The organism is Clostridium sp. DMHC 10, assembly GCF_001270375.1.
GTDB lineage: Bacteria > Bacillota > Clostridia > Clostridiales > Clostridiaceae > Clostridium_S > Clostridium_S guangxiense.
In genome coordinates, this window is sequence record NZ_LGVB01000015.1 from 1,994,404 (window position 1) to 2,006,579 (window position 12,176).

At 31.4% G+C, this 12,176-nt stretch carries 15 protein-coding genes and 1 pseudogene; 9 read left to right on the top strand and 7 right to left on the bottom strand.

From position 1 onward, the window contains the following. The first annotated feature begins 39 nt into the window (after positions 1–39). Positions 40–1,947 carry a 1,4-alpha-glucan branching protein GlgB gene (glgB, locus tag AGR56_RS11710; RefSeq protein ID WP_084756989.1) on the top strand — a complete coding sequence of 636 codons (1,908 nt, stop codon included), beginning with the start codon at positions 40–42 and terminating at the stop codon, positions 1,945–1,947. A gap of 70 nt (positions 1,948–2,017) precedes the next feature. On the opposite strand, the gene AGR56_RS11715 is transcribed toward glgB, so the two are convergent. Continuing rightward, a complete protein-coding gene (locus AGR56_RS11715; RefSeq protein WP_053242390.1) occupies positions 2,018–2,947 on the bottom strand; it encodes a selenium metabolism-associated LysR family transcriptional regulator in 930 nt (309 codons plus the stop codon). 205 nt (positions 2,948–3,152) lie between these two features. Here AGR56_RS11715 and nudC point away from each other — a divergent pair, with 205 nt between their 5' ends. From nudC to AGR56_RS20320, 6 genes and pseudogenes are all read left to right on the top strand, one after another. Beyond that, a complete protein-coding gene (nudC, locus tag AGR56_RS11720) occupies positions 3,153–3,965 on the top strand; it encodes an NAD(+) diphosphatase (RefSeq protein WP_053242391.1) in 813 nt (270 codons plus the stop codon). A gap of 136 nt (positions 3,966–4,101) precedes the next feature. Continuing rightward, positions 4,102–5,023, top strand: a pseudogene (locus AGR56_RS11725) (aldo/keto reductase family oxidoreductase). Positions 5,024–5,217: 194 nt separating this feature from the next. Then, a complete protein-coding gene (locus AGR56_RS20305; protein ID WP_157055750.1) occupies positions 5,218–5,652 on the top strand; it encodes a hypothetical protein in 435 nt (144 codons plus the stop codon). A 52-nt stretch (positions 5,653–5,704) separates the two neighbouring features. Continuing rightward, positions 5,705–6,178, top strand: coding sequence for a 7TM diverse intracellular signaling domain-containing protein (locus AGR56_RS20310; protein WP_157055751.1), 474 nt, complete (start codon positions 5,705–5,707; stop codon positions 6,176–6,178). A 13-nt stretch (positions 6,179–6,191) separates the two neighbouring features. Beyond that, positions 6,192–6,866 (top strand): GGDEF domain-containing protein, encoded by a 675-nt coding sequence (locus AGR56_RS20315; protein WP_198150049.1) that lies wholly within the window; start codon positions 6,192–6,194, stop codon positions 6,864–6,866. Between the two features lie 57 nt (positions 6,867–6,923). Further along, positions 6,924–7,064: a hypothetical protein gene (locus AGR56_RS20320; protein ID WP_157055753.1), complete on the top strand. Its 141-nt coding sequence runs from the start codon at positions 6,924–6,926 to the stop codon at positions 7,062–7,064. Here the strand turns inward: AGR56_RS20320 and AGR56_RS11735 are convergent. The 6 genes from AGR56_RS11735 to AGR56_RS11755 all read right to left on the bottom strand — a co-directional run bounded on the left by AGR56_RS11735 (position 7,061) and on the right by AGR56_RS11755 (position 10,960). Further along, entirely contained in the window at positions 7,061–7,816 is a 756-nt protein-coding gene (locus AGR56_RS11735; RefSeq protein WP_053242392.1) for an ABC transporter permease, read from the bottom strand. The genes AGR56_RS20320 and AGR56_RS11735 overlap by 4 nt on opposite strands. Positions 7,817–7,820: 4 nt before the next feature. Further along, positions 7,821–8,762, bottom strand: a complete 942-nt coding sequence (locus AGR56_RS11740; protein WP_053242393.1) for an ABC transporter ATP-binding protein — start codon at positions 8,760–8,762, stop codon at positions 7,821–7,823. A gap of 1 nt (position 8,763) precedes the next feature. Continuing rightward, positions 8,764–9,222 carry a GyrI-like domain-containing protein gene (locus AGR56_RS11745; RefSeq protein ID WP_053242394.1) on the bottom strand — a complete coding sequence of 153 codons (459 nt, stop codon included), beginning with the start codon at positions 9,220–9,222 and terminating at the stop codon, positions 8,764–8,766. 17 nt (positions 9,223–9,239) lie between these two features. Beyond that, positions 9,240–9,464 carry a GyrI-like domain-containing protein gene (locus AGR56_RS23440; RefSeq protein ID WP_347460469.1) on the bottom strand — a complete coding sequence of 75 codons (225 nt, stop codon included), beginning with the start codon at positions 9,462–9,464 and terminating at the stop codon, positions 9,240–9,242. 59 nt (positions 9,465–9,523) lie between these two features. Then, a complete protein-coding gene (locus AGR56_RS11750; protein WP_347460470.1) occupies positions 9,524–10,099 on the bottom strand; it encodes a helix-turn-helix domain-containing protein in 576 nt (191 codons plus the stop codon). A gap of 192 nt (positions 10,100–10,291) precedes the next feature. Beyond that, positions 10,292–10,960: a phenylalanine--tRNA ligase beta subunit-related protein gene (locus tag AGR56_RS11755; protein WP_053242395.1), complete on the bottom strand. Its 669-nt coding sequence runs from the start codon at positions 10,958–10,960 to the stop codon at positions 10,292–10,294. A 133-nt stretch (positions 10,961–11,093) separates the two neighbouring features. Here AGR56_RS11755 and AGR56_RS21865 point away from each other — a divergent pair, with 133 nt between their 5' ends. Further along, the gene (locus AGR56_RS21865) at positions 11,094–11,426 is read left to right on the top strand and encodes a winged helix-turn-helix domain-containing protein (protein WP_053242396.1); all 333 of its coding nucleotides are present in this window, start codon (positions 11,094–11,096) and stop codon (positions 11,424–11,426) included. Beyond that, positions 11,317–11,898: a PLP-dependent aminotransferase family protein gene (locus AGR56_RS21870; protein ID WP_231016839.1), complete on the top strand. Its 582-nt coding sequence runs from the start codon at positions 11,317–11,319 to the stop codon at positions 11,896–11,898. The genes AGR56_RS21865 and AGR56_RS21870 overlap by 110 nt, the downstream gene beginning before the upstream one ends. The last annotated feature ends 278 nt before the right edge of the window (positions 11,899–12,176 follow it).

Sequence of the window (12,176 nt, forward strand, 5' to 3'; positions counted from 1 at the left end):
AGCATTAAAATTAAAAATAGGGTACAAAGGGGGGGAGATATGAAACTTCAAGATTTTTATGATGGAAAGTCATTTGATGCATATGAGTATTTTGGAGCACATAAGGAGAATGACACATTTACTTTCCGTACTTATGCGCCAAGTGCAAGAATGGTTACAATTGTAGGGGAATTTAATGGTTGGAATGAGCAAATAATGAATCAGGAAGCTCAAAGTGGTGTTTTTTCTATAAGTGGAATCAATGCAGATTATGGCATGATGTATAAGTATTGTATTTATGGAAGTAATGGAGGGAGGCAAGAGCATTGTGATCCATATGGACTTTTTATGGAACTTAGACCAGGGGCATGCTCTATAATTGCAGATTTAAAATCATACCGTTTTCATGATGGTGAGTGGATGAGTAAGCGCAGTGTTAATTATAACAAGCCGCTTAACATATACGAACTTCATTTAGGATCTTGGAAAAAGGAATCGGAAGAAGAAACTGGGTGGTATTCTTATTCTGGAATTGCAGATTTGCTAGTTGATTATGTTAGAGAAAATGGGTATACGCATATTGAAGTTATGCCATTGTCAGAGCATCCTTTTGATGGCTCCTGGGGATATCAAAATACTGGATTTTTTGCTTCTACTTCAAGATATGGAACACCTGATGAACTTAAAGAAATGGTAGATAAGATGCATAAGGCTGGTATTGGGGTTATTTTAGATTTTGTTCCGGCTCATTTTGCCATAGATGCATATGGATTAAAGGAATATGATGGTACTTGTTTGTACGAATACCCAAGTAGCGATGTAGGGGTAAGCGAATGGGGAAGCTGTAATTTTATATATTCGAGACGGGAAGTTAGATGTTTTGTACAGTCGGCAGCTAATTATTGGCTCAAAGAATTTCATTTTGATGGACTTAGAATGGATGCGGTAAGCCGACTTATTTATTGGCAGGGAGATGAAAGAAGAGGACAAAATGGGCAGTCAATAGAATTTATTAAAGCAATGAATGAAGGTCTAAAAAGGCTTCATCCAACAGCTATGCTGATTGCAGAGGATTCTTCACATTACAAGGGAGTTACTGAACCTGTTTGGATGGGCGGTTTGGGCTTTGACTATAAATGGGATTTGGGCTGGATGCATGATACCTTAGAGTACTTTCAAACAGCCCCGGAATATCGTCATAGGGATTATCACAAATTGACTTTTTCTATGATGTATTTTTACGATGAAAGATATATTTTAGCACTTTCTCATGACGAGGTAGTTCACGGAAAGGCCACAATACTTCAGAAAATGAATGGAGCTTATGATTGTAAATTTCCTCAGGCAAGAGCAATGTATTTATATATGATGATGCATCCGGGTAAGAAGCTTAATTTTATGGCAAATGAGATAGGACAATTAAGAGAGTGGGACGAAAAAAGAGAACAAGATTGGGATATTCTTAAGTTTCCTATTCATGGTGCTTTCCATCAATATATGATAGGTTTGAATAAAATTTATACTCATTATGAAGCACTGCATGATGACTATAATAAGGATAATTTTAGATGGGCAGATTGCAGCCAAAATGACAATTGTATTTATGCTATCAATAGATATGGAGCCAAAGAAACATTATTGGCGATTTTTAATTTTGGAGACAAAGACTTAGAAAATTATAGTGTAGCATTAAAAGAAGGACAAAAATCTAAATTAATTCTTCACAGCAATTGGGACAGATATAATGGTACAGTCTCAGAAGAAGAGGAAATATATAAAATTGATGATAGTGATGGACAAGCTAAATTAACTGTGAAAATATCAGCATTTAGTGGTATGTTATTTGAGATATTTGATGAAGAACAAAATAATTATAGTAAGGAAAATGAAAATATGAATTCAAGTGAAGTAAAACAACAACAAGTAACATTAAAAACTAAAACTAAGCTGGAAAAATTTAATAAGTAAGACGCTAATTTGTTGGAGGGACTGTCATACTTGGTATAACAGTCCTAATATTTTTGGATAATAAGTAACATTACATTGGGTATTTTGAAAGTTTTTTATGTCTTTCATTATCCTGTATATTTGCTTTTTCTCTGGCAAATTCTAAAAATGTATTCATTACATTAGTTATATATTTGTCTTTATGATTAATCGTGTAAAGTTTCCTTTTTATTCTTAAATCCTCTATATAGCTTGCAACTAATTTTCCGTAATTAACTTCATCCTTTATGCATCTTTTAGATATGCATGAAATACCAAGTCCAGCTTCTACGGCTTTTTTTATAGCCTCGGTATGTCCAAGTTCCATGAAAATTTTGTAATCTATGGACTTTCGCTTTAATGCTGTTGTAAAAACTTCTCTAGTACCGCTGCCTTTTTCTCTTAATATCATTTTTTCATTGGCAATATCACTTTTTAATATTTTTTTTGTTTTGGTCCAAGGGTGATTTTTAGCTGTTATAAATACTAATTCATCATCACAAAATTTCTCTAATTTTATTTCATCAGAGTGTGTAGGACCTTCTACAAAAGCTATATCTATTTGATTTTCCTCTATTAGCTTTACGATATTTTCTGTATTCTCTATGATTAAGGATATGTCTATGTTGCTATATATTTTAGAAAAACTGCCTATAATGTCTGGTAATATATATATTCCAATGGTAGTACTTGCTCCAATTTTTAGCTTTCCGCGTTTTAGGGTGTTCATTTCTTTAACAACTTTAATACCTTCATCATATATATTTAAAATTCTTCTAGTGTAATTTAAAAAGATGTCACCTTCATAAGTTAGGTATAGTTTTTTTCCTATTCTATCAAAGAGTTTTACGCCTAAATCCTTTTCTAAATCACTTATTGCCTGGCTTATGGATGGCTGACTTACATATAGTTTTTCGGCAGCTTTAGTCATATTTAATTCTTTACTTACTTCATAAAAAATCCTTAGCTTTTTCTCATTCATTAGAAAAAATGTCCCTTCTCAAATATTCTTGTTATGATTATACCAAATTTATTATTAAAAAAATAATGAAAAACATGATAAAATACTTATAGATGTGCAAGTTAAAATATAGAAATTACAACTTCCAGTTTGTAAAGCTGAATTTGATATTGGTAATTTTAATATTTGATGTTGTTTATTTATAAAAATGTTAAGGAGATTAAATATGAGTAATTTTAAGATATTGCCTGGTGTGTTGAAAAAAAGCAGTAGCTGCGATTTGGGTTTTGTATTTTTTAAAGGAAGCCTGCTTGTAAAAAAATTAGAAGGAGACTTATATATACCAACCTTTGATGAAATTAAAAAGCTAAATATCAATTATGAAAGTGAGTTCTTTTTGGGAGAATTTAAAAAAAAGGCGTGTTTTACTGTGGAAGCTTCAGATGAAACTAATTTATCAGAGGGATTTGAGTTTATTTCTTTACGTGAAATAGGCGCAATTATGGATGAAGAAATATTTGAAGCAGCAGGAAGGGCAAGTGAAATATTAAATTGGGATAGAAATCACAGGTTCTGCGGAAGATGTGGGTCTAAAACAGAAAACAAAAAAGACGAAATGGCAAAGATTTGTCCTAAATGTGGAAATATAATGTATCCTGTAATTTGTCCGGCTATAATAGTTGGAATTACGAATGGAGATAAAATATTGCTTGCCCATAATAGTAATTTTAAAAATAATATGTACAGCTTAATTGCAGGTTTTGTGGAAACTGGCGAAAACCTAAAAAGTGCTGTTAAAAGAGAGATATTTGAGGAAGTTGGAATAAAAGTAAAAAACATTAGATATTACAAGAGCTCCTCATGGCCATTTCCTAATTCACTTATGATTGGTTTTTTTGCGGAGTACGATTCGGGAGAAATAAAGGTTGATGGAAAAGAAATAATGGCTGCGGATTGGTTTACAAAGGACAACTTTCCTAATCTCCCTAAGAAGTTTAGTCTTGCAAGAAAGATAATAGATGAATTTGCCAAGAAGTAAATTTAAGTAAATGTAAAAAATTCTAATAATTTATTAAAAATGCTTGACTTATAGTTAACTTTAACGCTTATAATTGTATTGTTCAATAAAGTTTATTATTACCGGATAATATAATTATAAGTAAGGGGTGTTGTTAATGAAATCGATTAATATAGGTAAAGGAAAAATAAGTAATGCGTCCGAAATTTCGCTTGGATGTATGAGAATTAATGCTCTCACTATACCAGAAGCAAATAAGCTTATTAATACTGCACTTGAAGCAGGAATTAATTTTTTTGATCATGCAGATATATATGGCGGCGGTAAATGTGAAGAGATTTTTTCTGAAGCAATTGATATGAAGCCAAGTATTAGGGAAAAATTTATAATACAATCAAAATGCGGTATTAGAGAGGGATATTATGATTTTTCAAAAGAACATATACTAAATTCGGTGGATAAAAGTTTAAGGAGATTGAAAACTGATTACTTAGATGTACTGCTTCTTCATCGTCCTGATGCACTTATGGAGCCGGAGGAAGTTGCAGAAGCTTTTGATGTATTAAGCAGCAGTGGAAAAGTTAAATATTTTGGGGTTAGCAATCAAAACCCTATGCAAATTGAACTTTTAAACAAATATTTAAATAAAAAAATTATTATTAATCAGCTTCAGTTCGGTATTATGCACACTGGAATGATTGATGCGGGAATAAATGTGAACATGACAAACACTTCTTCAGTTGATCATGATGGAAGTATTTTAGATTATTGTCGTTTAAATGATATAACAATTCAACCATGGTCTCCATTCCAATATGGATTTTTTGAGGGAGTATTTTTAGACAATAATAAAATTTCCAGAACTAAACAAAAAAATAAATGAAATAGCGGAAAATAAGGGTGTTACAAACACGACTATAGCAGTTGCCTGGCTTTTGAGACATCCAGCTAAGATGCAGCCAATAGTTGGAACGACAAATATAAAGAGACTTAAAGAAATTTGTAAAGCATCGGAGATTGAACTTACAAGGCAGGAATGGTACGAGATATACAGAGCGGCAGGAAATAAGCTCCCATAAATTCTTAACTTCTAGTTTGGTATGGTACCCCCATAGAAAGGATAAAAAATTTGCAATACTATTGATAATTTGATAATAATATAATATGATTTTTATATTATGTTGAGTATATTTTCGGGGGATGTTGTAAGTGAAAAAAATTATCCTTTCTATTGTGGTTGTGATCTCACTAATATTGGTATGCCAAGATTTCAATGGTACAAGTATTAAAGCTGTTAAAGTACCTTAAATTTAAAAATTATAATTTTCAGAAGAATGGAAATATAAAAATCAAGGGACAGTTGGAATTATATAATAATAAGCTGCTTAATCCAGATGATTTAAAATATGAAAAAACTGATAAATACTTAACTGTTTCTAAAAGTTTAAAATCACAGTTAAACGGTGAAAATACAGGATATATGACATTACATTTAAAAATATTTGCTAGTGATAATGCTGTTTATGGAGTAAGAATACAAGAAATGTTATCTGCCTCAAAGATTTGGATAAATGGTATTTTACAAGAAAAAGTAGGTAAAGTAGGAACAAGCTATGAAGATGAAAAATCAATATATTTACCAATTTACATGTACTTTGTACCTAAAAATGGAGTTGTTGATATAGTAATTCAAAACGTCAAATTATAGAAATCTTTCTGCTTCGTTAAAATCCATAGAATTTGGACTTAAGGATAAAATCATGAATAAATTCATATTAAATGCAAGTGTGGATTTAACAATAGTAGGAGCATTATTTATTATAGAAATATTATTTTTGTTATTGCATAAAAATTTAAAAAGCAATAAATCCTCTATTTATTTTTTAATTATATGTTTTCTCATACAATTAAGATGTTTATTTTTGAATGAACGAGTTATAGTTCGATTTTTTCAAAGCATGCCCTTTGAGCTTCTTAGTAAAACGGCAGCACTTACATATTATCTTTTAATACCGGCCTACGTGTTATTTCTAAACGAGTTGTTTTCTAATTTTCCCAAAAGAATAATTAAAATATCTGTGTACTTTTCAGGAGTATTTTCTATTATATGCATTGTAACCAATAATATATTTTATGATAAGTTAGGATTTTTGAGCCAAGCAATTTTAAGCATAATTTTGTTTGAAATACTAGTGTTTTTGATAAAAAAAGGTAAGAGAAAAAGAAGAAAATAGTGATATGGTACTTTTGGCCTTTATAATTTTAATGGTAACAGCACTTAATGATATACTTGTAAATAATGGAGTTTTGAATACTAAATATGGGGCTCAAATAGGAATGTTCATCTTCATATTAGTCCAAACATATGTAATTATAATTAAATATTCTCATGAGATAATTAATTCAGAAAAGATAAAGTTGGAAAATAAAATTATATATGAAAAATCGATCAGAGATAATCTAACAAATTTATATAATAGAAATTATATTGAAGAAATATTAGATAAATCCATGGAGCGGTATGTAAATGAAGGTGAAATATTTACTGTGTTGATGTTTGATATTGATTATTTTAAGGCAATTAATGATACTTATGGACATCTTCAAGGGGATAATGTTTTAACTACTGTGAGCAATATAATCATAGAAAGTGTAAGAGATGTAGATTATGTTGGAAGATATGGAGGAGAAGAATTCATAGTTATTTTAAAAGATACAGCTCAGGAAGAAGCAAGAGAAATAGCGGAAAGGATCAGAAGTAATGTTAAGAATTTTCCGTGGGAGAATGGTATTAAGATTACTATAAGTGGCGGTCTATATGAAAACCGTACACATATAAAAAAAGAATGTATAAAAAATGCTGATGATAAGCTTTATGAAGCCAAGAGAAATGGAAGAGATCAAATAGTATATTCTTGTTGACATCAACGCCGTGTATGAGTTTATAATCTTTATCATACAGAAAAAGCGGTAGGTGATATGTGTGAAGGACAAAAAAACAGTGAGTATGCCATCGGTAGTTTTAAAAAGCAGTTAAAGAGGATTAATAGTGAAATTTCAAATCTTAATTATTCAAAGGAAATTTTAAAATCATTTATTAACATTGCTAGCAAAAATTAGTTTGCTGTTTGCGATTTGAGTTTCCAAAGTGCCAGTGCAAAGCTGACTGAGCAAAGCAATGCAAATAGGCCAATCACAAATAATAAACTTTTTAAGTCGATGGATGTTCCTATAATTAGGTTTCTCAGGCAGTTTATAATATGTGTGAAGGGGTTTATCATTACTGCGATTTTTAGACCTCCGGATATATTGTTCATTGGAAACAATGCTGTGCTGGCGAAGAAGATGGATAGTACGATTAGATTCATGATTGTTTCATAAATTACTTCATTGGGTAAACTTAAGCTAATAGCATAACAAAGTCCAGACATAAAAAAGGCTGTAATGAAAATGAGGGGCAGCATTAATAAGAGTCCAATAAATCCAGATGCAATGTGTACGGATAAGAATATAGACAGAATAAGCATAATTGCCACTTCAATGAAGGAAACACAGACGGATTCCAGCATTTGACCTAGGACAATGGAGCTTCGCTTTACGGGTGCTATGAGTATTCTGTAAAAACTGCCTTTAGACTTCATGATGAAATTGATATAACCGCTGCTGCTGCAGCATGCAAGTGTAACAAGTACCATAATACCAGGTAACATAAAGGAAGTATAGTTGCCATGTGATATGCTTTGCATAGATTGACCTGCGATTGCACTGTACAATACTAACCAAATAAGCGGTTGTATAATAGTAAGTGCGATTGAAATAGGGTTTTGAAAGCGCCACTTTATATTGCGCCATGAAATATTCATTGTATCCATTTAATTACCTTCCTTCCATACCAGTTAACTTCAAGAACACATCTTCAAGATTGGGTTCTATAATTTCAATTGATTTAAAATAAATATTATTTTCTAGAAGCCACTTGTTAATATTCTTAAAAATCTTTCGATTGTTTCCGCTATCTGAAAAAATTGAATTTTCACGGACGTTTATTGATGGAAGTATGTGTGCTTTGGAAAGTATACTAGCACATTCTTTGGCCTTTTGTGTATCAGAAAAACCAATATGAAGTATATTTTGTTTTATATATTGTTTAAGACTTTCGGGGGTTCCTTGGATCAATTCGTGTCCTTCCTTCATGATGCAAATTGTATCGCTAAGTACATCTGCTTCTTCAAGATAGTGGGTGGTTAGAAAAATAGTAGTTTTAAAATCCTCTTTGATTTTTTGCATAGTTTTCCACATGGTTTTTCGAGATATAATATCCATACCAACTGTTGGTTCATCTAAAAAAAGTATTTTAGGCATGGATACCATATTCATTGCAATGTCTAGTCGACGTTTTACTCCACCGGAATAGGAGGCAACTGGGTATTTCAAATATTGCGATAGTCCAAAACTATCAATGAGGGTGCTTATTCTTTTTTTTGCTGTGGTATTGTCTACTTTGTAGAGCTTGCTTTGAAACATCATGTTTTCCATAAGAGACAAGTGATCATCGATAGAAACACGTTGTGCAACACAGGCAATTTGGGTGCGGACCCAAGCAGGTTCTTTGTATAAATCTTTACCAAGTACAGTTACGTTTCCAGAAGTAGGTTTATAAAAGGTGGTAAGAATATTAATAAGTGAAGATTTGCCCGCACCATTTGGTCCAAGCAAGGAAAAAATTTCTCCACATTTTACTTTTAAACTTAAATTATCAAGGGCCTTAACGCCATTTTTATACTGTTTAACTAAACTATTAATTTCTATTGCAAGCATTTTATACCCCCTCTTTAATAGGAAATATAATTTCAGTAATGTACTTATTTGGATTACCTTTAAAAAACATTCCAGGTCCTTTTATATAAACTTCTCTGAATGGTGGGTGTAAAGTTAGGCTATTTTGTTGAGCATAGTGATTGATTGCGTCATATGCTAAATTCATAGTTTCATAAGGTCCAATGTGAGTAACACAAACAGCTTTTATTCTAGGGGTTTCTTTTACTGTAATGCCATTATCATTTGGTGTTTCGAGAGTAGGAACACACAGTTCTAGTTCACTAATTTTTGATTTTGGGTCCATCACATAGTAGCAGAAAAATGGGGCTCCGTTTGCTTTGCCACGAATAGATTTAAACACATTAGGAAATACTTTATTTGCTTCAGTGACAACCCCTCTGTATTTCATAAATGCGACTCTAATAGGTTCAATATCTTTAATTTCAATTTGATAATTCATATTTTTCACTTCTTTCTTTAATTTTGGGCTTTAACAGCTATCCAGACTTCTGCATGACCACTTTTCGCTCCAGCTGTGTTAACTGGATAAACTTCTATATCTGGAAGCTCAGCATATTCATAGCCTGAAGTAGGAAGCCACTCTGTGAGAAAGCGCTTAAAGATTGCTTGAATAGATTCCTTAAAGTGACCATTACATTCAAATATCACCCATGTTGCGGCAGGTATCTTAAATTGAACCATGCCGGATGGTACAGGTTTATCCGTTGGAGCAGCAATGTAGTAGTAAATATTTTGTGGATTTATATAGCGGTTACGCCTAAGATACCATTGGGCTCTTTATTTGTAAGTTTGCAGATATCAGAAAACAAAGGATTTTTAAGTACTTTATTCCAAAACACAGGAGCAATTTTTTGGTTTTCCTCCATATCTTCATTAAGAGCTGTTTTAATTCCAACAATTCTAATTGCCTTTTTTGTTTCAATTCTATAGTTCATATTTTCACCTTCTATGATCGAAATTGAAAAACTGATAGGTGGATATGCATTTAACAAGGTTCCCTTCGTACGTGCGGCCGTTGGAGAAACCCCATGAATACTTTGAAATGCTCTGTTAAAAGCAGTTGGTGATTCATAGCCATATTTTAAAGCTATATCCATTACTTTTTTATTAGTTGTCTGCAATTCGAAAGCTGCTTTTGTCATGCGTCTTCTGCGTATATATTCGGATAAGGTAATGCCTGTAATGTACGAAAACATTCTTTGAAAATAATAAGTTGATAAACAAGCAATTTTTGCAGCTTCATCGTAAGAAATATTACCATCTAAATTTTTTTCTATATAATCAATAACCTGACTTAATTGTCTTAGCCATTTCATTTTTGCACCTCCTCTTTAAGTAAAAGTTTAGCACTATATAAATTTTTAATCCTCTCTTTTAGTGTTCTATTTTGTAAACTTAATTGACTATGGATAAATAAGCTTAAAGATTAAAATTGCTAATACCAAATTTATGGGAATGAATTTGGTATTAGCAATTTCAACTTTTTAGCTTGTTTATCTATATATTGATTAAAATATTTCCATTAAATCAATTTTTGCATCAGGAGAAAATATAGAAACATAGTCACTAATATCTTTTAGATGCTTGAAAATAGCATCATCACTAATGCCAGATGGTATGTAAGTGTAGAATAGTGCATTTTTTGTATCAGCTGTGATTCTTGTTCTGTAATCAGGACCATTTAAAATGCTTGATATAACAGAAGTCCTATCTGAAAGCATCATATCATTTTTAGCAAGAGACTGATCTTTACCGGAAATGCCAGTAAAACTCTCAGAACCATCTGCCAAGCTGAGTTTAAGAGGAAAATTTATTTTATCAAGATCATGTCCAGCAGTTAAAAGCAAATTTTTTAATTCAGCTGTGAACATAGCCTCTACTAAGGTAGATACGTTTGGTATGGATTTGCCTTTTAAGACTACTGATTCCAATTCAAGCTGAACAGGGTAGGTCTTTTTAAATTTTTTATAATAATTTTTGTAAAAGCAAATCGGTTCAGTTTTAACAAATTCTTTTCTATTAAAGTTTGGATATTTATTCAATAATTCATTTTGTATTGAAGCTTTAACTTCACTGAATTTTGGATCACTATGTAAATTTTTTACGTTCTTCATCACAAGCATTCCAAATTTGGCATCTGGATAAAGCTCTTTTAAATTTTCTGATATTGTTAACAATCGTCTCACTCCTTAAATTTTATTGTAATATTATGGCTATTATTTTATAATATTACCACATGTAAAGTGGTTTATATAGTTCCAATCTTTATGATTTATTATGGTACCACTTTTGGTTTGGAGATGAAAAAGTATGCAAATTATTATTGATAAAAATAGTGAGTTATCGCTTATAAAGCAGGTTTATAGTCAAATTAAAACCATGATATTGGAAGGGAAACTTCAAGGTGAGGAAAAACTACCATCAACTATAAGACTTTCTTACGATTTAAAAGTTTCTAGAAACGTTATATTAGAGGCATACGAGGAACTTATGGCAGAAGGATATATTGAAAGTAGAGCTGGAGCAGGTACTTTTGTGGCAAAAGAGCTTTATTTTAAAAGAAGTAAATATTTTAGAAGATCCTATTCATTATGGACTTTTAAATGTCATTTCAAAATACGGATATTCAATAAATTCTGTTGAGGTTGATAATAATGGGATGAGGACAGATAAACTCAATACGAATAACGAAGTTGGATTTGTTTATGTGACACCGTCTCATCAATTTCCGCTAGGAAGTGTTCTGTCAATTCAACGAAGAATAGAATTGGTTAAGTTTGCTGAAGAAAAAAATTGTTATATTGTCGAGGACGATTATGATAGTGAATTTCGCTATGGTGGTCAGCCAGTAAGTTCTCTTTATGAATTGGAGCCTGATAGAGTGATATATATAGGCTCTTTTAGTAAGATCCTCGCTCCATCCCTTAGGCTTGGTTATATTATACTTCCTGATGCATTAATACCTAAATATTTAAAGCTTAAAATGTATACCGATGTGCATACGGAGTCTATGTCTCAGCTTGTACTTGCCAAATTCCTTGATGATGGAAAACTTGAAAGACATATTTGGAAAATGAAAAAGGAATACGCTAGAAAAAGGCAAACACAAAAATGAAATAATTTTAGGGTATGGACATCTTAGTGTAAGTGAAATCACAGAAGGCATAGATAGATTAGCTGAAGTTTTAAAAATGTAAGAGTCGAGATTATATAAATAATATTTTTGATACGCTGATTTTATGTATGCGAAAAACATTGTCAATGTAACAAGTGTATACGTTACAATTTGTATATGTGTAAAAATCACAAACATACATTAACAAGTTGTTAATAATGAAATAAACTCGTAGACAATAATCCATAAAAGGGGTAAAAGTATTGTAATAATAGAAA

Bases quoted from the DNA above. Each gene is read 5' to 3' on its own strand.
- glgB (WP_084756989.1), top strand. From the start codon at position 40: ATGAAACTTCAAGATTTTTATGATGGAAAGTCATTTGATGCATATGAG.
- AGR56_RS11715 (WP_053242390.1), bottom strand. From the start codon at position 2,947: ATGAATGAGAAAAAGCTAAGGATTTTTTATGAAGTAAGTAAAGAATTA.
- nudC (WP_053242391.1), top strand. From the start codon at position 3,153: ATGAGTAATTTTAAGATATTGCCTGGTGTGTTGAAAAAAAGCAGTAGC.
- AGR56_RS20305 (WP_157055750.1), top strand. From the start codon at position 5,218: ATGGTACAAGTATTAAAGCTGTTAAAGTACCTTAAATTTAAAAATTAT.
- AGR56_RS20310 (WP_157055751.1), top strand. From the start codon at position 5,705: ATGAATAAATTCATATTAAATGCAAGTGTGGATTTAACAATAGTAGGA.
- AGR56_RS20320 (WP_157055753.1), top strand. From the start codon at position 6,924: ATGTGTGAAGGACAAAAAAACAGTGAGTATGCCATCGGTAGTTTTAAA.
- AGR56_RS11735 (WP_053242392.1), bottom strand. From the start codon at position 7,816: ATGGATACAATGAATATTTCATGGCGCAATATAAAGTGGCGCTTTCAA.
- AGR56_RS11740 (WP_053242393.1), bottom strand. From the start codon at position 8,762: ATGCTTGCAATAGAAATTAATAGTTTAGTTAAACAGTATAAAAATGGC.
- AGR56_RS11745 (WP_053242394.1), bottom strand. From the start codon at position 9,222: ATGAATTATCAAATTGAAATTAAAGATATTGAACCTATTAGAGTCGCA.
- AGR56_RS23440 (WP_347460469.1), bottom strand. From the start codon at position 9,464: ATGGTTCAATTTAAGATACCTGCCGCAACATGGGTGATATTTGAATGT.
- AGR56_RS11750 (WP_347460470.1), bottom strand. From the start codon at position 10,099: ATGAAATGGCTAAGACAATTAAGTCAGGTTATTGATTATATAGAAAAA.
- AGR56_RS21865 (WP_053242396.1), top strand. From the start codon at position 11,094: ATGCAAATTATTATTGATAAAAATAGTGAGTTATCGCTTATAAAGCAG.